We start from the raw sequence: 18,594 nt of genomic DNA, 5'->3' as shown, positions 1-18,594 counted from the left end.
TCAGTCGCGGCCGACGGTGCTGCGGCGGAAGGTCAGCATCCGGCTGCGGTTGGCGATGAGATCCACGTTGTAACCGCGGAAATAGAGGCAAAAGCGTTTTAACCACGGGCCGTCCTGGCACTCCACCAGCATGCGGCCCTGGCCGAGCGGGCTGAGCGTGCCGGTCTGCGCCGCCGGGCCGACGCCGATATGCACCCGATTGCCGCGAATTTCAAAGGCGGTGCGATAGTGCGGGTGATACCACAGCCCCTGCACATGCTTCAGGCAGTCGCCGTTGGCCGTCACCGGCAGGAAACGGCGCGCCACATGCCCGACTTCGCCCTCGATCGCTTCACCGGTCCATTTCAATTTGATCGGCATATGGGCGGACAGCGACACCGCGTACCCATCCTCGCCCTGATACAGCGGCTCTCCGCTGCCCAGATAGGCCAGATTGCCGTCTTTGACCTCCAGCCAGTGCGGCTCGGCCAGGGTGGCATAGAGGCCATCGGGGATCGCCGCGCTGCGCTGCGGCAACGGTTCGCCCAGCAGCGTCGCCATCACCTGTAAGACCATGCCGAAGCTGTCGCAGTCTTCGCGGTTGGCCACCAGCGCGACGCCGGCCTGACGGTCGGGCGCCAGCAGGAAATAGGTTTTGTAACCGGCGTGGGAACCGCCGTGGCCGAGTAAGCGGCGGCGGCCCAGCGGGGTTTGCGCCAGACCCAGGCCATAGGCGCTGAGCTGGCCCTGATTAAGGCGGCGCGGTGCGCCGAGTTGCGCCAGCACGCCTTGGCCGGGGCCCTCGTCGGCCAGCAGCGTTTGCAACCAGCGGGTGAGGGCGTTGAGGCTGCCGGTCAGGCTGCCGGAGGCGGAAAGGTGCAGGCCGGCGCTGGCGTGTTGCCAGCCCTGCGGCGCACGCCAGTAACCCGGCACCAACCCCGGCACCACGTCGAACCAGCTTTCCGGCACCCGCATCTGCACCTGCAGCGGCCGGGCGATGTGCTGTTGCACCAGTTGGTCAAAATCATACCCTTTGCTGCGCAGCGCGGCTTCCAGCAGCCGATAGCCGGTATTGCTGTAGGCGATCTCGCTGCCGGCTTCGTAGTTCAATTTCTCCAGACCCTCGACAAACTGCATCACCGGCTGTGCCTCGCTGACGGCGTGCAGCGAGATGCCCAGCAGGCCGAGCGTCTCGCGCACGTCGGGCAGGCCGCCGGTCATGTCCAGCGCCTGGCCGACGGTAACGTCCGCCAACGCGGGCTGCAGGGCGGGGAGCAGTTCACCCAGGCGTTGCTCCAGCCGAATGGCGCGCTCGGTGGCGTTCAGCGCCAGCGCGGCGAAGATATGCTTGGTCACTGAGGCATAACGCACCACGCTGTCGGCGGTGAAGGGGGTGTTCTGCGCCAGATCGGCCAGGCCGGCGCAGGCGGTGGCGCGGCGTTGTTGGGCGTCAAACAGGGTGATGGCGCCGCCGGGTTCGCCATGCCGTTGCCAGCCGGCCAGCAGTTGTTCGGCCAAAGCGCCGGCAGCGCGCCAGTTTAACGGTGTTACAGACATAGGGCCTCCAGAGAGTATTCGAAATGGGCCTGCTCGGCCACACGCCGCCCGGCGCTGAGCGCGGGCTTTTGGGCTGATTGTGGCGCAGTGCGTTTTTCGTCGGCCGCCGTTTTGTGCGCTGTTTGGACCAGCTAGCGGGGAATCACGCGAAAATTTGATATAGCGCGCAGATTGCTGCTGGCGTTGCGGTTAGAGGCAGGAGAAAAACAGGCGCCCGGCGGCGCCTGTAAAGGGGGATCAATTCAGTCTGGCGGCACCGTCCAACAGGCTTTCAATCATCTGCTTGAGCAGGCGCTGCAGCGAGGCGGCGCGCTGGGGCTCGAACGCAAAAGGATACTGTTCGGACATGTAGTTGACCTGCGCCAGTTCGAGCTGGATCGCATGCTGTTGCTGCTGCGGTTGACCATAGGCGCGGGTGATATAACCGCCCTTGAAGCGGCCATTCAGCACGTGGGTGTACTGCTGTTGCTGCTCGCAGCAGGCGACCAGCCGATCGCTCAGCGCCTGGGCGCAGCTTTCACCGCCGTTGGTGCCGAGATTGAGATCCGGCAGCTGGCCGTCGAACAGCCGCGGGATCACCGAGGCGATCGAGTGCGCGTCGAACAGCAGCGCATAGCCGTGGCGCGCTTTGAGGCGCGCCAGTTCGTTCTGCAGCTGCTGATGATAAGGTTGCCAAATTTGCTGCAGGTAGAGGGCGCGTTCTTCGTCCGTAGGCGCTTTGCCCGGCAGGAAGCTTGGGCGACCGTCGAACAGCACGTCGGGATACAGGCCGGTGGTGGCGGTGGTGTACAGCGGCTTGTCGTCCGCCGGGCGGTTCAAATCGATGACGAAGCGCGAATAGTTGCCGACCAGTACGCTGGCGCCCATCGCCCGGGCGAAGTCGTACAGCTGCGGAATGTGCCAGTCGGTATCGGGCAGCGGGCGAGCGTCGTCGGTCAGCCCGGCCTCGACCGCCGGCGTCAGTTGTGTGCCGGCGTGCGGGATGCTGATCAGCAGCGGCAGGCTGCCGGTCTGGAAGCTAAAAGGATCGCGAATGGTCATTGACGTACTTCTCCTCGGAAAATCACCGTACAGGGCAGCTGGCCGCCCAACCAATAAGCCAGTTCCGCCGGCCGCGACAGCGGCCAGTGAACGAAGTCCGCCACCTTGCCGGTTTCCAGCGTGCCGTGGCTGTGCTGCAGCCCCAGCGCTTTGGCGGCGTGGGTGGTGACGCCCGCGAGCGCTTCTTCCGGCGTCAGGCGGAACAGCGTGCAGGCCATGTTGATCATCAGGCGCAGCGACAGTGCCGGCGACGTGCCGGGGTTGGCGTCGCTGGCGATCGCCATCGCCACGTGGTGTTTGCGGAACAGCGCTACCGGCGGGCATTGGGTTTCACGCAGCAGGTAGTAAGCGCCCGGCAGCAGCACCGCCACGGTGCCAGCGTCGCCCATGGCGCGGGCGTCTTGCTCGGTAGCGTATTCGAGATGGTCGGCGGAGAGCGCGTGATGGCGCGCCGCCAGCGTGCTGCCGCCGAGGGCGGAGAGCTGTTCGGCGTGCAGTTTGACCGGCAGACCGGCGGCTTCGGCGGCGGCGAAGACGCGCTCCACCTGCGCCGGTGAGAACGCCAGATGCTCGCAGAAGGCGTCGACCGCATCCGCCAGACCGGCGGCCGCCGCCTGCGGGATGATGGTGTCGCAGACCAGATTGATGTAGTCGTCGGCGCGGTTGGCGTATTTCGGCGGCAGCGCATGGGCCGCCAGACAGGTGGTTTTCACCTCGACCGGCAGCAGCTCGCCCAACTTGCGCGCCACCCGCAGCATTTTCAGTTCGCTCTCCGGGCTGAGGCCATAGCCGGATTTGATCTCCACGCAGGTGACGCCTTCCGCCAGCAGCGGCCGCAGGCGGAACAGCGCCTGCTCCAGCAGCAACGCTTCGTCGGCCTCGCGGGTGGCTTTCACGGTGGAGATGATGCCGCCGCCCTGCGCGGCGATGTCGGCGTAGCTTACGCCGTTCAGCCGCTGTTCGAACTCGCCGCTGCGATTGCCGCCGAACACCAGGTGCGTGTGGCAGTCAACAAAGCCGGGGGTGATGATGCCGCCGTCGAATTTCACCGTTTCGTCCGCGATAAGATCGGGCGGCAGCGCCGCATGTTCTCCAATCCAGACAATCTTGCCGTCGCGTACGGCGATCGCGCCGTCGGTCAGGGTGTGATATTTACCGTCGCGCATGGTGACGATATCGGCGCCGTGCCACAGGCTGTCACAGTGGATCTCAGACGTCATTGCTTTCCTCCGCCGGAGCCGCAGCTCCCACATGGTTGTATATACAATTAAAAATAACCTAACGCATTCACCGGGATGTCACAAGAGGCGGGCGAGATTTTGTTATCAGGATGTGATCGACAGCGGAGATGCGGGCGCAGGGCGCGCCCGCCGGGGTTCAGACTTCGCTGGTGAAGCGGCCGAACAGCTGATAGCGGCTGCCGGGGTACAGCAACCGCGCCGAGGTCACCACGGTTTTGCCGGACCAGGTGCGGCGATGGATCAGCAGGCCGGGTTCGTGATCCTCCAGCTGCAGCAGCTCGCGCTCCCGCCGGGTGGGGATCACCGCTTCGACGATGTGTTCGCCGGCGGTCAGCGGCGCGGCCTGCGTCAGGTAGGTGTAAGGGGTGACGCGGTCGAAATCCTGCTTCAGGTAATCCGGCGCCACCAGCGGGTTGACGCAGCGGTCTTCCACCTGCACCGGCACGTCGTTTTCGTAATGCACGATCTGGGAGTAGAACAGCCGTTGGCCGGGCTGAATGCCCAGCGCCGTCGCTTCTTCCTCGCTGGCCGGGCGGGCCTTCAGCTCGAGGATTTTACTGCTGTGGCGATGGCCGCGCGCGGCGATCTCATCGGCGATGTTGTGCACTTCCAGCAGTGCGGTATGCGCCTTGGCTTCGGCGACGAAGGTGCCGACGCCCTGCATGCGGATCAAAAAACCTTCGCTGGTCAGCTCGCGCAGCGCGCGGTTGATGGTCATGCGGCTGACGCCCAGTTCCGCCACCAGTTCACTTTCGGAGGGCACGCGCTGGTGCGGTTGCCAATGCCCCGCACGGATTTGATTCACGATCGCCTGTTTGACCCGTTGGTAGATCGGGGCGGGGGCATCGCTCATTGCAGCCGCCAGTTGTAACACGGTCTGTTGTTCAGCCACGACGTTAACCTCGTCAAATAAAAAAATAATAACACCAGTTTACTGTTGATGTCGGCGTATGTATATGTATATACAACTAGTGGCCGTCGCGCCAGAAACTTGCCGGCGGCCGCCAAAAATTCCTGAATGCGCGCCATCGCCGCGCCTCATTCACCGTTACATCAACCGTGGAATACTGCCATGCCTGCTTATTTTGCCCCACGCGCTTTGCTCCCTGAGGGCTGGGCGCATAACGTCCGGCTGGACGTCGATGCGCAAGGTTATCTGACTCAAGTTACCGCCGACGCTGAACCGCAAGGCTGCACCCGGCTGCACGGCGACGCGGTGCCGGGCATGCCGAACCTGCACTCCCACGCTTTCCAGCGCGCGATGGCGGGGCTGGCGGAAGTGGCGGGCAACCCGCAGGACAGTTTCTGGACCTGGCGCGATCTGATGTACCGCCTGGTGCAGCGCCTGACGCCGGAGCAGGTGGAGGTGGTCGCCCGTCAACTGTATATCGAAATGCTCAAGGGCGGATACACCCAGGTGGCCGAATTCCACTACCTGCATCACGACGCCGACGGCAAGCCTTACGCCGATCGCGGTGAGATGACCGGCCGGCTCAGCGAGGCGGCGCATCAGGCCGGCATCGGCATGACGATGCTGCCGGTGCTGTACAGCTACGCCGGTTTCGGCGCGCAGCCGGCCCAGCCGGGGCAGAAACGTTTTATCCAGGACACCGAAAGCTATCTGCATCAGCAGCAGGTGATTGCCCGCCAGCTGGGGGATCGCCCGTTGCAGAATCAGGGGTTGTGTTTCCACTCGCTGCGTGCGGTGGAGCTGGGGCAGATGCAGCAGATTTTGGCCGCGTCGGATCGCACCTTGCCGGTGCATATTCATATCGCCGAGCAGCAAAAAGAGGTGAACGATTGCCTGGCGTGGAGCGGGCAGCGCCCGGTGGCCTGGCTGTATGACCATCTGCCGGTGGATCAGCGCTGGTGTCTGGTGCACGCCACCCATCTGGATCGCGACGAGCTGGAAGCGCTGGCGCGCAGCCGCGCGGTGGCCGGCCTGTGTCTGACCACCGAAGCCAACCTCGGCGACGGTATTTTCCCCGGCGACGCGTACCTGCAGCAGCAGGGGCGCTGGGGCATCGGTTCCGACAGCCACGTTTCGCTCAACGTGGTGGAAGAGCTGCGCTGGTTTGAATACGGCCAGCGGCTGCGCGATCAGCGTCGCAATCGCCTGACGACGCCGGAACAGTCGGCGGTGGGCGATGTGCTGTACTCGCAGGCGCTGCAGGGCGGCGCGCAGGCATGCGGCGCGCCGATCGGTCGGCTGCAGAGCGGCTATCGCGCCGACTGGCTGGTGCTGGACGGGGACGATCCGTATCTGGCGGCGGCGCCGGACGCCTCGATCCTTAACCGCTGGCTGTTCGCCGGCGGCAAAGAGCAAATTCGCGACGTATTCGTCGGCGGCCGGCAGGTGATCGAGCAGGGACGGCACGCGCTGCAGCAGCAGAGCAGCGCCGAGTTCCTGCAGGTGCTGAAAACCTTTCAGCAGGAGGCGTAATGGGCCTGACCCGTTTTAACTTTGCCGCGCTGCCGGTCAGCCCGTGGCGCAACGGCGGTGGGGAAACCCGTGAAATCGTCAGCTGGCCGCCGGGCGCGCAGGATTTTGACTGGCGCGCCAGCATCGCCACCATCGCGCAGGACGGGCCGTTTTCCGCCTTTGCGGGCATCGATCGTTCGATCACCCTGCTGGAAGGCGACGGCGTGCGGCTGTTCAGCGCTGGGCATATCGACCATCAGTTGGCGCGCGTCGGGGAGCCGTTCGCGTTTTCCGGCGACGTGGCGCTGGAAGCGACGCTGCTGGGCGGCGCCAGTCAGGATTTCAACATCATGACGCGCCGCGGCCGGCAGGCGGCCGAGGTGCGGCGCAGCACGGCGCCCGTCAGCCTGCTACCCAACCGGGCGGGCGTGCTGTATGTGCTGAGCGGGGTCTGGTCGCTGCCGGGGGGCGGCGAGCTGCGAGCGCGCGAAGGCGTCTGGTGGACGGCGCAGGCGGTGAGCGGCGAGGTGAAGCCGCTGACGGCCGACGGCGCTATTCTGTGGGCGGACATCACAGCCTGCTAACGCGGAGTAGAGTCCTGCGCCTGGTTATGGGATTATTCACTTTTCCTCATTAATCATAAAGAAGGGCGCATGGCTTCGCTGAAAGACGTCGCAAAACTTGCCGGAGTCTCGTTGATGACGGTGTCCCGCGCCATCAATGAGCCCGGCAAGCTGCGGCCGGAAACCTATCGGCGCGTCAAACAGGCTATCGACCAGTTGGACTATGTGCCGGATCTGTCGGCGCGGCGTATTCGTGGTGACGGAAATCGCGTACAGACGCTCGGCGTGCTGGCGCTGGACACCGCCACGACGCCGTTCTCGGTGGACATGATCCTGTCGATTGAAAAAACCGCGCGCGAGCACGGCTGGAACAGCTTCGTCGTCAATCTGTTTGCCGACGACAACGCCGAACAGACCGTCGATCTGCTGCTGGCGCATCGCCCGGACGGCGTGATCTTCACCACCATGGGGCTGCGTCAGGTGGATGTGCCGGCCAAACTGCTGGACAAAAGGCTGGTGCTGGCCAACTGCGTCAGCCCGGCGCATGCGATCGCCAGCTACATTCCTGATGACGAGCAAGGCCAGTATGACGCGATGCGCACGCTGATCGCCAAAGGCTATCGTTCGCCGCTGTGCATACATTTACCGGCGGATACGCTGGCGGCGGGGCTGCGCCGCCGCGGTCTGGAGCGCGCCTGGCGCGATGCAGGGCGCGATGTTGAACAGCTGCGGCAGTATCATCTCGATCTGAGCGGCGGCGATCAAGGCTATCGCGACTGCGTCGCGCTGCTGGCGCGGCATTTCTCTGCCGGCCGGCGCGATTGCGATGTCGTGGTATGCGGGAACGATCGGATAGCCTTTCTGGTTTATCAGGTATTGCTGGCGCAAGGATGGCGGATACCGCAACAGGTGGCGGTGCTGGGCTACGACAACATGGTTGGCATCGGCGAGCTGTTCCTGCCGGCGTTGACGACGGTGCAATTGCCGCACTACGAGCTGGGCCGCCTTGCGGCGCTGCATGTGATCGAGCAGCGGGAACAGCGTGATACGGTGAAAGTGCCTTGCCCGCTGTTGGAGCGTGGTTCGCTGTAACCGCACCGGGTGCGTCGCTGCGCGCCCGGTGCTCATTCCCACTACCCCCAGATGCTAGCCAGCCGCCATCCTGTGATGGGCTCGAACTCTGCCCGTCCGCCCTCGGCAAACAGGCTGAGGCGGCGATCCCCCTCCGTCGGATAAATGCGGCTGGTCAGGCAGGCCAATCCCTGATTAATGAAAATCTCCAGCGATGAACGGTCGATAAAGATCCGCAGCGACAGGATGTCACCCTCCGGCAGCGGCACGCTGCGGCAGGTGTTCAGGGCGGGGTTTTCATGAAAACGTTCCAGTACCAGTCGGTGCGCCTGATTATCGACGAACAGCCGCGCTGCACTCCCGATGGCCAGCCCGTAACGCTCGGCGTCGTTGTCGGCCGGTCTCAATGTCAGAGTGAGTTCCTGCACATCGTTCGCCAGCGGCAAATGCTGATTGGTCAGCGTCTGCGCCAAAAACGAGTGCGATTCTCGGCGCAGCGCCGCCAGTTCACGCGCCGGGTTCATGCGAACGCTGCCGTCGGCGGCCAGCGTCAGCTCGCGCGGCAGGGTGAGGGCGCCGGCCCAACGGTGCGCTTTGCTGGGCATCGGTGATTCCCACATATCCATCCAGGCAAACAGCAGCCGGCGGCCGTCGGCTGCTGTGAAGGTCTGCGGCGCATAGAAATCGTGGCCGGCATCCAGCTCGCAGAAGGGCTGCGTTACCGTAAAGTCGCCGTCCGGCCGCCAATGGCCGAGCAGATAGCCGCTCTGGAAGCGATTGCGGTAGCGGTAGCCCTGTGCCGCCAGGCCCTGCGGCGAGAACAGCAGCAGGTGTTGTTCCCCCAGCGGGAAGAAATCCGGGCATTCCCACATATACCCTTGATGCGCCGTTTGCGCGCCGGCCAGCACCCGATCGAAGCGCCAGGCGCGCAGGTCTGCAGAACGGTACAGGCGTACCTGGCCCAGGCCGTTTTCTTTAGCGCCGACCACCAGCCACCATTCGCCGTTCTCGCGCCAGACTTTCGGATCGCGGAAATGCTGAACGCCGTCCGGCGGGGCCAGCACCGGCCCGTGCTTGACGAAGCGTATGCCATCTTCGCTGGTGGCCAGACATTGCACTTCCCGCACCTGGCTGTCGTCGCCGGGCTCGCCCAGCCACACGTGGCCGGTATAAATCAGCGTCAGCACGCCGTTGTCATCCACGGCGCAGCCGGAAAAGCAACCATCTTGGTCATAGGGCGCATCGGGTGCCAGGGCGATGGGCTGGTGCTGCCAGCGGATCAGATCGCGGCTGGTCGCGTGCCCCCAGTGCATGGGCCCCCAGTGTTCGCTATAGGGGTGATGCTGGAAGAACGCATGATAGACGCCGTCAATACAGATCAGGCCGTTGGGATCGTTGATCCAGCCGGCGGGCGGCGCGAGATGGAACTGCGGGTAGTAATCGTCTCGGCGCTCTGCGCGCAGGGCCTCGACCGCATGGTCGGCTTGAGCTAAGGCAGTGTTCATTGGACAGACTCACTTGATTTAATGGCGGATGGAAAGGGCGCTGCCGTGGCGGAACGTTCGCCGCGCAGCAGGAAACAGGAAACAAGCGTCGTGGCGGCGACCGCACAGCCCATCAGCAGATAGGTGTCGGCAAAGCCGATGCGGTCATAACCGTAGCCCGCCAGCGGCGACAGGAAGCTGGCCATCACCTGGGTGATGAACTGAAAGCCCACCAGGTACAGCGTGGAGGAGAGGCGGCTGTCGAAGCGGCTGGCGATGTATTTGAAGATAGCGATCAGCAGGATCGGCAACTCTACGGCGTGCAGCAGTTTCATGGCGGAGATCATCAAGGCGCCGCTGACCAAGCCGGAGCCGAACATGCGCAGCGCCATCACGCTGCCCGCCAGCAACAGCCCCCGCTTGGCGCCGATGCGGTTCACCAACAGCGGAGCCAGAAACATACCGCCGGCTTCGAGGAAGACCTGCAGCGAGTTGAGAAAACCGTACATCTCGTTGCCCTGTTCGCGTGACGCGAACTGTGAGGCGAAGTAGACCGAAAATTGCTGATCGAAAACGTTGTATACGCTGATGCCGAGCACAAACACCACCAACGCCCAGAAGCCCGGCATGCGCAGCAGCGCCAGCGCGTCCTGCAGCCGCAGGTTCTCCGGTTTGCCAAACGCCAGGCCGGCCATGGCGTTCGGCTTCAGCTCGCGTACCTGGCTGAGCAGCAAAAGAAACACCACGGCGGCGGCGGAGGCCAGCCAGAAATTGATGTTCGGATCGATATTGAAGATAAAACCGGCCAGAAAGGTGGCGCTGGCCCAGCCGAGCGAGCCCCACATGCGGGCGCGGCCGAATTCGAAACCGCTGATGCGGCTGACGCGCTCGGTATAAGATTCCAGCGCGCCGATGCCGGCGAAGAAGGTGGCGCCGATGAACAACCCGCCGACCAACGCACCCAGAGGCAGGCTGCTCGCCAGCAGCGGGGCGTAAACGTAGATAAAGAACGGGCCGGTCAGCAGCAGCATCACGCCGAGAAACTGCAGCAGGTGCTTGCGCAGCCCAAGTTTGTCCTGAATAAAACCGTACAGCGGCTGTGCGCACAGCGCCACCAGCGAGATAGCGGAGAAGATCAGGCCGGTCTCGGCGCCTTTCAGGCCGATCTTCTGATTCAGCCAGAGTGAGATCAGCGAAAAGCTGGAAGACCAGGTGAAGAAAAAGAAGAACAGCAGGCCGCTGAGCAGCACGTAATATTTTTTCGTTTCGCGGTTCATGGATAAGGTCCCGGTGAGTGAAATCAGCTTTATTGTTAACGTTAACTCGCGAAGGGATGAAGCTAGCAGATATCACGCGTGCGATGTTAATCACAAAAGTTAACGTTAACATTATTGATTTGTGATGTTTCTCACGCAGAGACGCGGATTAACGAGCGTGGTTACTCATCCTGCGGGGGGACATGAAACGGCGGCGATTGGCTGGCGGCCGCAAAGCGGGCGATCAAGAAATCCAACAGCAGGCGCACGCGCGGCGGCTGATAGGGCGAGCGGCGAAACACGGCGTAGATCCCGGCTTCATGCGGGGTGAAGTCGGGAAGAATGACGTTCAGACGCCCGCTGCGGATATCGTCCGCCGCATCCCAGATGGTTTTACGCGCGATGCCGTGCCCCGCTAAAGCCCACTGGCGTGCCAGCGCGCCGTCATTGGTCTCCCAGGCGCTCTCCAGCGGCACCGTGTGGCTCCAGGCCTGGCCGTCCAGGGAGAAATGGAACGTATTCAGCGGGCCGGCTGCGGTCACCAGTACGATAAAACGATGGCCGGTGAGATCGGCCGGCGTGCGCGGCTCGCCATATTGCGCCAGATACGCCGGAGAGGCGCACAGCACGCGTCGGCTGGCGGCCAGGCGCCGCGCGATGAGCGTTTCTTCGCGCGGCGCGCCGAAACGAATGGCGATATCCAGATCGTCCTGCAGCAGGTTGGATAGGGAGTCCGACAGTGTCAGCGCGATCTGCAGCCGGGGGTGTTCGGCGCAAAATTCTTCAATCCACTGATTGAGAAGGTTGCGCCCGAAATCGGCGGAGGCCGAGAGGCGAAGTTTACCGCACACGCCGCTTTGGCTGGCCTGCAGAGCCGCCTCGCCGTCGGCAATCGCCTGCAACGCGAGGGTGCAGTGTTGCAGATAAATGCGCCCTTCTTCAGTGAGACGCAGGCGGCGAGTGGTGCGATCGAAGAGTTTACTGTGCAGCGCCGCTTCCAGCTTGAACAACCGCGCGCTGGCGGCGGCGGGGGAAAGGCCGAGTTTGCGGCCGGCGGCAGAAAGGCTGCCCGATGCCGCCGCTTCGGCAAATAAACGCATGTCGCCCAGTCTGTCCGTTGCCATTTTTATCAATCTGGATTTGAAAATAATTCAAATGGTAGGCCAATTATCAATCCGTATGCAAGGTGAGACGCTGATGACTCTGCAATTGACCATGGGAGTTGTTAGTAATGAATGTTCACTCTGTTTCCACCGATAACGATAATGCGCATGGCGCGCTGCCGCCGCTGAAAGCATTGCTGGCGCTGACGATGAGCAGCTTCATCGCGACCGCTAATGAGACTGTGCCGGCCGGCATGCTGCCGCAGATAGCCCGAGGCATGAGCATCAGCGAGGCGTGGGCGGGGCAAATGGTGACGTTGTGCGCGCTGGGCGCCGGGGCGGCGGCGATCCCGCTGACGTTGGCGCTGGGCGGGTGGCCGCGTCGCCGACTGCTGCTGTTGGCGATCGGCATCTTTTTGATCTGCAACGCGGTGACGGCGTTGTCACCCTGTTTTGGCGTGACGCTGGGGGCGCGCTTTTTGGTCGGCATCGCTACCGGGGTGACGTGGAGTCTGCTCGCGGGTTACGCGCGCCGCCTGGCCATCGTCTCATTGCAAGGGCGGGCGATGGCGATCGCCATGCTGGGGATCCCGCTGGCGTTGGCGTTGGGCGTACCGATGAGCGCCTGGCTTGGCGAACTGTTGGATTGGCGCTGGATTTTTGCCGTGCTGGCGAGCTTGAGCGCGTTGCTGCTAGTGTGGATCCGGCTGACGCTGCCCGAATTTTACGGTCGCCGAACGCCAGGCAATGCGCGTTTGCGCGAGGTTTTCTGTCTTCCCGGCGTGCGGCCGATCCTTGCCGTATTGGCGTGTTGGATCCTGGCTCATTACACGCTGTATACCTATCTTGCGCCCTATCTTGCCGCGCGCGGCCTGGTGGCCAGAGTGGATTTGGCGCTGTTGGCGTTCGGCATCGCCGCCGTTGCGGGCATTGCGCTGACCGGCTTATGGGTGGATCGCTGGCTGCGTGCGCTGGTGCTGTTCAGCCTGGCGGCCTTCGCGTTGGTGGCGCTGGCGTTTGGCGTGAACGGTTTGCCCGCCGGGGCGGTTTACGTTGGCATGGCGGCATGGGGATTGAGTTTCGGCGGTGCGCCAACGCTGTTGCAGACATCACTGGCGGATGCAGCGGGTGAGCATGCCGATCTCGCCCAGTCGCTGCTGGTCACTTTCTTTAATCTGGCTTTTGCCGTCAGCGGCGCGTTGGGCGGAATTCTGCTGGCAAACGTCGGCGCTAACGCCATCCCCTGGATGGCTTTTGTCCTGTTGCTGGTGGGGTGGAGCATTGCCTGGGGCAGTGCAAAGCGCGGCTTCAGCGCCGAACGCCGCGCCGCGGCGCGCTGAGGGGGGCGGCGTCGCCCCCTGTAGCGAGATTAACGTTCGTTCAGCGAACGCAGGTGATCGTCACGGCGCAGCGTCATCAGCGCAAACAGGCTGACCACCGACGTGGCGACCACGTAGTAGGCGGGAATATCGATATTGCCGGTCTGTTTGATGAGGCCGGTGATAATCAATCCGGCAGAGCCGGAAAACACCGCATTGGAAAGTGAGTAAGCCAGCCCCAAACCGGTGTAACGCACCCGGGTCGGGAACATCTCCGCCAGCATCGCCGGGCCGGGACCGGCCAGCAGGCCGACCACGGCGCCGGCGATCATCACTGCCAGCCCTTTGACCCACAGTGAACTTTGCGCATCCTGCAACAGGTGCAGCAGCGGAAAGGTGAACAGGATCACCGCCGCCACCGCCGTCAGCATCACCGTTTTTCGTCCCAGCCTGTCGCTGATGATGCCCGCCGGCAGAATGGTCAGGGCGAAACCGACGTTGGCCAGCACCGTCGCCACCAGCGCCTGTTGGAAGGTGGCGTGCAGCGAGGTTTGCAAATAGGAAGGCATCACCACCAGGAAGGTATAGCCGGCGGCCGACCAACCCATCATGCGGCCGATGCCGATCAGAATGGTTTTCACCACGCCGCCCAGCTTCGCTTCCGGCGGTGGGGCGGCGTGTTCCGCACGTTGCTGCGCCTGGGTGAACGTGGGCGTTTCCTCGAGCTTGAGCCGCAGCCACAGCGCCACGGCGCCCATCGGCAGCGCCAGCAGGAAGGGAATACGCCAGCCCCAGTCATGCAACTGCTGTGCGCTGAGCAGCGCGGCCAGCAGCGCCACCAGTCCGGCCCCGGCCAGCAGGCCGAGCGCGACGGTCAGCGATTGCCAGGCGCCGAACAGCCCGCGCTTGCCCTTGGGAGCAAACTCGGTCATCAGCGATACCGCGCCGCCGAATTCGCCGCCGGCGAACAACCCCTGAAACATGCGCAGCAGCGTCAGCAGCAGTGGGGCGGCGACGCCGATCGAGGCGTAGGTCGGCATGACGCCGATCAGCGCGGTGGCCAGCGTCATCAGCAGCAGAACCGCAATCAGCGTCGGCCGGCGGCCGATGCGATCGCCGATGCGGCCGAAGATCACCGCGCCGATCGGTCGGCAGAAAAACGCCAGCGCAAAGGCGGCGTAGGTGAGGATCAGGCTGGTGATTTCATTTTCACCCTGCAGGGTGAAAAAATTGGCGGCGATAACGGTGGCCAGAAAACCGTATACCCCGAACTCATACCATTCGATAAAGTTGCCGACCGAGCCGGCCAGCAACGCCTGACGCGAGCGGCGCGCGTCGAGAGTCTGTTGATTCATCCCCGTTCCCATACTTTTGAATTATTGTTCATCTGTTCTAAATTTATACGACAAAACAATCAATTGATTTCAGCGGGAACTGTGAGGCGCTCAGCGCATGCCGTCGATGCGCCACCATCCGGGGCACACATCGGCGAAAGCGTGCGATACCGGGCTCAGCTCCGGCAGATCGGCGTGGTCGAAGCTGCCGGTGGCCAGCGCCACCGTCGGTTCGTCGTCTACCGCTCCCAGCGTGCTGCCGCAGCGCGGGCAAAAGGCGCGGCTGGAGTAGAGGGAGGAGCGGTACAGCGCGGGCATGCCGCCAGGGCCGTTCCACTCGACGGCCTGACGCGGGAATTCGACCCAACACAGCGTTGGCGCGCCGGAGTGGCGGCGGCAAAAATCGCAGGAACAGCTGTGCGGGTTGCCTGGCAGGCCGTGTGCCTGAAAGCGAATATGCCCGCACAGGCAGCCGCCGCTATAGCGTGGATTTTGCATGATTTCTCCGTCATCAGCGCGGGGGAAACGATGAAAATCACTATAGCCATATCGCGAAAAAATAACAGGCCTCCACAGGGCGATTACCAGAGCAACGGCGCTGGCTCACGGCCATTTTCGGCGTAGTACAGCGACGGCAGGAACTGCGCCAGATAGCTGAACTCGTTGTAGCAGTGGCGCATCAGGTTAAACCCGATGTCGTCCGCCAGTTCGTCGTGGGCGTTGGCGCAGGCTTTACCCAGCAGGAAGCGGCTGCGCAGCACGCACCCATAGGGCGTATCACGTACCAGATGCAGCATCTCGCCGTCACAGGGATCGCCGTTGTCATCCAACGCCACCTGATCGCCGAAGCCGATGCGCGCGCAAACGGCGGCGGAGATTGCCTGCGCGTCGCGCGCCTGGCGCAGCGGCTGCGGCGCGAAGAAGTCCTCGGCGGCGTGAAACTTGAGGCGCGCCGCAACCGGCGGCAGCTCCGCCAGCCATTCGACCGCTTCGATGCTGGCGCCGACGTAGCTTTCCCCTTTTTTCCAGTGGCGATCCCAGCCGCGATGTTCGACGTGATCGTGCGGGTGCCACCAGTTGATGTGCTGGGTGTTCTCGAAGAAGGTGAACCACCAGTCCAGCATGCGCCCTTTACAACCGTGTAGATCGGTTCGAACCGCTACGGTGAGCAGGCCGTCGGCGCTGCGGCTCAGCCCCATTTCCAGCCGCAGCGGCTCGGGCCTGAGCAACTCGTTGATATCGTTGACGCCCCAGGGCACCAGCAGGGAAGGATGTGTCATAATGGGTTCCTGTTTTATTTTGGAAACGAAATGTGTTTCCAAAATAAAGCTATGCCGTTATGCTGAGTCTGTCAACGCTGGTGAGGAACAATTATGGCGAACCCGAATGAAGAACCGCTGCGCGCTCGCGGCCGGCCGGCCACGCCGGAAACGGCGCTGCGCGCCGCGCTGACGCAGGCGACGCTGGCGCTGCTGCTCGACGGCGGATACGCCGCGGCAACGGTGGATGCGGTGGCGAAACGCGCCGGGGTAGCTAAAAAAACCCTGTATCGCTTTGCCGCCAATCGTGATGAGCTGGTGGCGCAGGCGGTGAGCGGCTGGAGCGAGGCGTTTCAGCCGGCCTTCGCACAGGATGCCGGGCGGCGGGAGGCGGTTGCGCCGCTGTTGGAAACTGGACTGAAGGCGGTGGCGCAGCAGGTGCTGAGCGCCGAAGCAGTGGGCATGTTTCGGCTGCTGCAGAGCGATTTCCCGGGGCGTGAGGCGCTGCTGGACAGCTACCAGCGCAACGGCATTCAGCGCGGGCGAGCGACGGTGGCGGATTGGCTGCGGCGCCAGCAGCAATACGGCTGGTTGCTTGCCCGCGACTGGGCGCAAACCAGCGACCTGCTGCTGGCGATGACCATCGCCGAACCGCTGCGCCAGATGACGTTGGGGCTGCTGCCGCCGGGCAGCGCGATCGACGAACGCATCGCGGCGGCGGTGGCGCTGGTGATGCCGGGATTGCTGCGCGGCGAAAACGCGGATTGCGCCGCATTGTGAGCCGCATTCATCTGTGGCATGTTAATTGTTCAATTTATGTCACTATTTTGCGATGCCCCCATGAATGCTGCTTACCCGTTCAAACAGGGCGATCTGTTCGCCTTGACCGTTTTTCTGGCCGTCGCCACCCATCGCAGCTTTCACGCGGCGGCGGTGGAGCTGGAGGTGACGCCGTCGGCGGTCAGCCACTCGATAAAAAACCTGGAACAGCGGCTTGGGGTGAGGCTGTTCAACCGCACCACGCGCAGCGTGGCGCCGACCGAAGCGGGTGAGCGTTTGGCGGCGCAGCTGCGCCCGGCGCTGTCGTCTATTTCGCAGGCGCTGCATGAAGTGGATGAATGGCGCGCCACGCCGAGCGGCACCGTGCGCATCAACGCCAGCGAAGGGGCAGTCAGGCTGGTATTGCGTCCGTTGCTGGCCGATTTCCTGCGCGAGTACCCCCATATCCACCTGGACATCGTCTGCGACGGCAAGCTGAGCGATATCGTCGCCGAGGGGTTTGATGCCGGCATTCGGCTGGCGGAAGCCGTACCGCAGGACATGATCGCGATGCGCGTCAGCCCGCCCGTGCGTTTCGCCGCCATCGCCGCGCCCGGCTATTTCGCCGTCCATGGGCGCCCGGCGACGCCGCAGGATTTGCTGCGCCATAACTGCATCCGTTTTCGCTTCGACAGCGGCACGATTTACCGCTGGGAATTCGAACGCGATGGCGTGAGCGAGTCGATCGGCGTTACCGGCTCGCTGACGCTGACCGATCAGTCTCTGATGGTGGACGCCGCCATCGACGGTATCGGCATCGCTTTCGTTCCTGAGCATTTGGCGCTGGAAGCGCTGCACGACGGGCGCCTGGAGCGCGCGCTGGACGCGTGGTGTCCGGCTTATCCGGGGCTGTGCCTCTATTACTCCGGCCATCGCCACGTGTCGGGCGCGCTGAAGGCGTTGATCGAGTATCTGCGCGCGGCGCGGTCCTGATGCGTTCGCGTTCTGCTTTTGGCTACGCCAATTAGTGAGCCGCCTTCATCTCCACAGTGAGGTTCGCCTGCATTGTTGCGGCGTGGAGCCTGCCTTACGCTCATGAGGAGACGCCGGGCAACCGCCGGGCGCCACCCTGCTGCGAGGAGTTGATGATGGATAAGAAGATGAAAGCGGTAGTTATGACCGGCGCCAACCGGCCCTGGGAAATCAGACAGGTGCCGATGCCCCGCACAGAGCCGGGCCAGGTTCTGGTCAAAGTGCACGCCTCGGGCATGTGTTATACCGACGTATGGGCGACGCAAGGATATGGCGGCGATATTTATCCGCAAACGCCCGGCCATGAAGTGGTGGGGGAAGTGGTTGAGGTGGGGGCCGGCGTGCATACGCGGCAGATTGGCGATCGCGTCGGCACCACCTGGGTGCAATCGGCCTGCGGCCGCTGCCCGTACTGCCGCGAGAATCGGCCGCTAACCGGGCAAACGGCGATGAACTGCCCGGCGCCGCGCACCACCGGTTTTGCCGCCCAGGGCGGCCACGCCGAGTATATCGCCATCGCCGCTGAAGGCACGGTGTTGCTGCCGGACGGGCTGTCTTACATCGACGCCGCGCCGATGATGTGTGCGGGGTATACCACCTGGAGCGGCCTGCGCGACGCGGCGCCGCTGCCGCATGAGACGGTGGCGGTGTTAGGCATTGGCGGGCTGGGGCACGTCGCGTTGCAACTGTCGAAAGCCTGCGGTTTCGATACCGTTGCCATCACCCATTCGTCGGACAAGCACGCGCTGGCGAAGCAACTGGGCGCCGATCGCATCGTCGCCTCCGGGCAGGCGCTGCGGGAGAACGGCGGCGCGGACATTCTGCTGGTGACCACCAATGACTTCGACTCCGCGCAGGAGGCGATGAGCGGCTTGCGGGTAGATGGCCGCGTGGTGCTGTGCGGGCTGGACTTCAGTAAACCGTTCGCGATCTCTTCGGAAGGTGTGCCGTTCCATATGATGCGTCAGCGGGTGATCGGATCGACCCACGGTGGGCAGCACTACCTGAGTGAGGTGCTGAACCTGGCGGCGAAAGGCAAAGTGAAGCCGATGGTCGAGACTTTCACGCTGGATCAAGCCACGGAGGCTTATGAGCGGCTTGCCTCTGGCAACATGCGTTTTCGCGGCGTTTTCGTGCCGTCGGCGGCGTGAGAAAAGGGCCGAGGGTTCGGCCC

17 protein-coding genes are annotated in these 18,594 nt (G+C 63.7%); 7 read left to right on the top strand and 10 right to left on the bottom strand.

All coding sequences use genetic code 11. The features are described from left to right. From MMS95_RS12785 to hutC, 4 genes are all read right to left on the bottom strand, one after another. On the bottom strand, positions 1-1,536 hold the full coding sequence (locus MMS95_RS12785; protein ID WP_242141756.1) for a beta-lactamase family protein: 1,536 nt from the start codon (positions 1,534-1,536) through the stop codon (positions 1-3). Positions 1,537-1,773: 237 nt separating this feature from the next. After that, positions 1,774-2,577, bottom strand: coding sequence for an N-formylglutamate deformylase (gene hutG, locus MMS95_RS12780; protein ID WP_004941302.1), 804 nt, complete (start codon positions 2,575-2,577; stop codon positions 1,774-1,776). Next, on the bottom strand, positions 2,574-3,797 hold the full coding sequence (gene hutI / locus MMS95_RS12775) for an imidazolonepropionase (RefSeq protein WP_242141755.1): 1,224 nt from the start codon (positions 3,795-3,797) through the stop codon (positions 2,574-2,576). The genes hutG and hutI overlap by 4 nt, the downstream gene beginning before the upstream one ends. Before the next feature lie 157 nt (positions 3,798-3,954). Further along, positions 3,955-4,710, bottom strand: a complete 756-nt coding sequence (hutC, locus tag MMS95_RS12770) for a histidine utilization repressor (RefSeq protein ID WP_015377644.1) — start codon at positions 4,708-4,710, stop codon at positions 3,955-3,957. A gap of 180 nt (positions 4,711-4,890) precedes the next feature. Here hutC and MMS95_RS12765 point away from each other — a divergent pair, with 180 nt between their 5' ends. The 3 genes from MMS95_RS12765 to MMS95_RS12755 all read left to right on the top strand — a co-directional run bounded on the left by MMS95_RS12765 (position 4,891) and on the right by MMS95_RS12755 (position 7,895). After that, positions 4,891-6,261, top strand: a complete 1,371-nt coding sequence (locus MMS95_RS12765) for a formimidoylglutamate deiminase (RefSeq protein ID WP_242141754.1) — start codon at positions 4,891-4,893, stop codon at positions 6,259-6,261. After that, positions 6,261-6,824: a HutD family protein gene (locus tag MMS95_RS12760; protein ID WP_049186043.1), complete on the top strand. Its 564-nt coding sequence runs from the start codon at positions 6,261-6,263 to the stop codon at positions 6,822-6,824. Before MMS95_RS12765 ends, MMS95_RS12760 begins: the two co-directional genes overlap by 1 nt. A 69-nt stretch (positions 6,825-6,893) precedes the next feature. Further along, the gene (locus MMS95_RS12755) at positions 6,894-7,895 is read left to right on the top strand and encodes a LacI family DNA-binding transcriptional regulator (protein WP_049239800.1); all 1,002 of its coding nucleotides are present in this window, start codon (positions 6,894-6,896) and stop codon (positions 7,893-7,895) included. 41 nt (positions 7,896-7,936) lie between these two features. Here the strand turns inward: MMS95_RS12755 and MMS95_RS12750 are convergent, their stop codons facing one another. The 3 genes from MMS95_RS12750 to MMS95_RS12740 all read right to left on the bottom strand — a co-directional run bounded on the left by MMS95_RS12750 (position 7,937) and on the right by MMS95_RS12740 (position 11,738). Then, complete coding sequence (locus MMS95_RS12750) at positions 7,937-9,379, bottom strand: glycoside hydrolase family 32 protein (RefSeq protein WP_088381503.1); 1,443 nt, start codon at positions 9,377-9,379, stop codon at positions 7,937-7,939. After that, positions 9,376-10,635, bottom strand: coding sequence for an MFS transporter (locus MMS95_RS12745; RefSeq protein WP_088381504.1), 1,260 nt, complete (start codon positions 10,633-10,635; stop codon positions 9,376-9,378). Before MMS95_RS12745 ends, MMS95_RS12750 begins: the two co-directional genes overlap by 4 nt. 161 nt (positions 10,636-10,796) lie before the next feature. Continuing rightward, entirely contained in the window at positions 10,797-11,738 is a 942-nt protein-coding gene (locus MMS95_RS12740) for a LysR family transcriptional regulator (RefSeq protein WP_076740300.1), read from the bottom strand. 107 nt (positions 11,739-11,845) lie between these two features. Between MMS95_RS12740 and MMS95_RS12735 the strand changes: the two genes are divergently transcribed. Beyond that, entirely contained in the window at positions 11,846-13,057 is a 1,212-nt protein-coding gene (locus MMS95_RS12735) for an MFS transporter (RefSeq protein ID WP_242141753.1), read from the top strand. 29 nt (positions 13,058-13,086) lie between these two features. Here the strand turns inward: MMS95_RS12735 and MMS95_RS12730 are convergent, their stop codons facing one another. From MMS95_RS12730 to MMS95_RS12720, 3 genes are all read right to left on the bottom strand, one after another. Beyond that, positions 13,087-14,391, bottom strand: coding sequence for an MFS transporter (locus tag MMS95_RS12730; protein ID WP_004941321.1), 1,305 nt, complete (start codon positions 14,389-14,391; stop codon positions 13,087-13,089). 90 nt (positions 14,392-14,481) lie between these two features. Beyond that, positions 14,482-14,868 carry a GFA family protein gene (locus MMS95_RS12725; RefSeq protein ID WP_082997698.1) on the bottom strand — a complete coding sequence of 129 codons (387 nt, stop codon included), beginning with the start codon at positions 14,866-14,868 and terminating at the stop codon, positions 14,482-14,484. Between the two features lie 83 nt (positions 14,869-14,951). Next, positions 14,952-15,650 carry a hydrolase gene (locus MMS95_RS12720; protein ID WP_166729900.1) on the bottom strand — a complete coding sequence of 233 codons (699 nt, stop codon included), beginning with the start codon at positions 15,648-15,650 and terminating at the stop codon, positions 14,952-14,954. Between the two features lie 93 nt (positions 15,651-15,743). Between MMS95_RS12720 and MMS95_RS12715 the strand changes: the two genes are divergently transcribed. The 3 genes from MMS95_RS12715 to MMS95_RS12705 all read left to right on the top strand — a co-directional run bounded on the left by MMS95_RS12715 (position 15,744) and on the right by MMS95_RS12705 (position 18,571). Then, a complete protein-coding gene (locus MMS95_RS12715; protein WP_166729901.1) occupies positions 15,744-16,409 on the top strand; it encodes a TetR/AcrR family transcriptional regulator in 666 nt (221 codons plus the stop codon). A gap of 60 nt (positions 16,410-16,469) precedes the next feature. Further along, positions 16,470-17,381 (top strand): LysR family transcriptional regulator, encoded by a 912-nt coding sequence (locus MMS95_RS12710; RefSeq protein WP_242141752.1) that lies wholly within the window; start codon positions 16,470-16,472, stop codon positions 17,379-17,381. Between the two features lie 167 nt (positions 17,382-17,548). Then, positions 17,549-18,571 (top strand): alcohol dehydrogenase catalytic domain-containing protein, encoded by a 1,023-nt coding sequence (locus MMS95_RS12705; RefSeq protein ID WP_242141751.1) that lies wholly within the window; start codon positions 17,549-17,551, stop codon positions 18,569-18,571. Positions 18,572-18,594 lie beyond the last annotated feature (23 nt).

The sequence above is a fragment of the Serratia sp. PGPR-27 genome (genome assembly GCF_022678525.1).
Lineage (GTDB): Bacteria > Pseudomonadota > Gammaproteobacteria > Enterobacterales > Enterobacteriaceae > Serratia > Serratia nematodiphila.
This window is presented reverse-complemented; position numbering and strand designations above follow the sequence as displayed.

What these genes read in the sequence shown, in the direction of transcription:
- MMS95_RS12785 (WP_242141756.1), bottom strand. Translation starts at nt 1,536, where the DNA reads ATGTCTGTAACACCGTTAAACTGGCGCGCTGCCGGCGCTTTGGCCGAA.
- hutG (WP_004941302.1), bottom strand. Translation starts at nt 2,577, where the DNA reads ATGACCATTCGCGATCCTTTTAGCTTCCAGACCGGCAGCCTGCCGCTG.
- hutI (WP_242141755.1), bottom strand. Translation starts at nt 3,797, where the DNA reads ATGACGTCTGAGATCCACTGTGACAGCCTGTGGCACGGCGCCGATATC.
- MMS95_RS12765 (WP_242141754.1), top strand. Translation starts at nt 4,891, where the DNA reads ATGCCTGCTTATTTTGCCCCACGCGCTTTGCTCCCTGAGGGCTGGGCG.
- MMS95_RS12760 (WP_049186043.1), top strand. Translation starts at nt 6,261, where the DNA reads ATGGGCCTGACCCGTTTTAACTTTGCCGCGCTGCCGGTCAGCCCGTGG.
- MMS95_RS12755 (WP_049239800.1), top strand. Translation starts at nt 6,894, where the DNA reads ATGGCTTCGCTGAAAGACGTCGCAAAACTTGCCGGAGTCTCGTTGATG.
- MMS95_RS12750 (WP_088381503.1), bottom strand. Translation starts at nt 9,379, where the DNA reads ATGAACACTGCCTTAGCTCAAGCCGACCATGCGGTCGAGGCCCTGCGC.
- MMS95_RS12745 (WP_088381504.1), bottom strand. Translation starts at nt 10,635, where the DNA reads ATGAACCGCGAAACGAAAAAATATTACGTGCTGCTCAGCGGCCTGCTG.
- MMS95_RS12740 (WP_076740300.1), bottom strand. Translation starts at nt 11,738, where the DNA reads ATGGCAACGGACAGACTGGGCGACATGCGTTTATTTGCCGAAGCGGCG.
- MMS95_RS12735 (WP_242141753.1), top strand. Translation starts at nt 11,846, where the DNA reads ATGAATGTTCACTCTGTTTCCACCGATAACGATAATGCGCATGGCGCG.
- MMS95_RS12730 (WP_004941321.1), bottom strand. Translation starts at nt 14,391, where the DNA reads ATGAATCAACAGACTCTCGACGCGCGCCGCTCGCGTCAGGCGTTGCTG.
- MMS95_RS12725 (WP_082997698.1), bottom strand. Translation starts at nt 14,868, where the DNA reads ATGCAAAATCCACGCTATAGCGGCGGCTGCCTGTGCGGGCATATTCGC.
- MMS95_RS12720 (WP_166729900.1), bottom strand. Translation starts at nt 15,650, where the DNA reads ATGACACATCCTTCCCTGCTGGTGCCCTGGGGCGTCAACGATATCAAC.
- MMS95_RS12715 (WP_166729901.1), top strand. Translation starts at nt 15,744, where the DNA reads ATGGCGAACCCGAATGAAGAACCGCTGCGCGCTCGCGGCCGGCCGGCC.
- MMS95_RS12710 (WP_242141752.1), top strand. Translation starts at nt 16,470, where the DNA reads ATGAATGCTGCTTACCCGTTCAAACAGGGCGATCTGTTCGCCTTGACC.
- MMS95_RS12705 (WP_242141751.1), top strand. Translation starts at nt 17,549, where the DNA reads ATGAAAGCGGTAGTTATGACCGGCGCCAACCGGCCCTGGGAAATCAGA.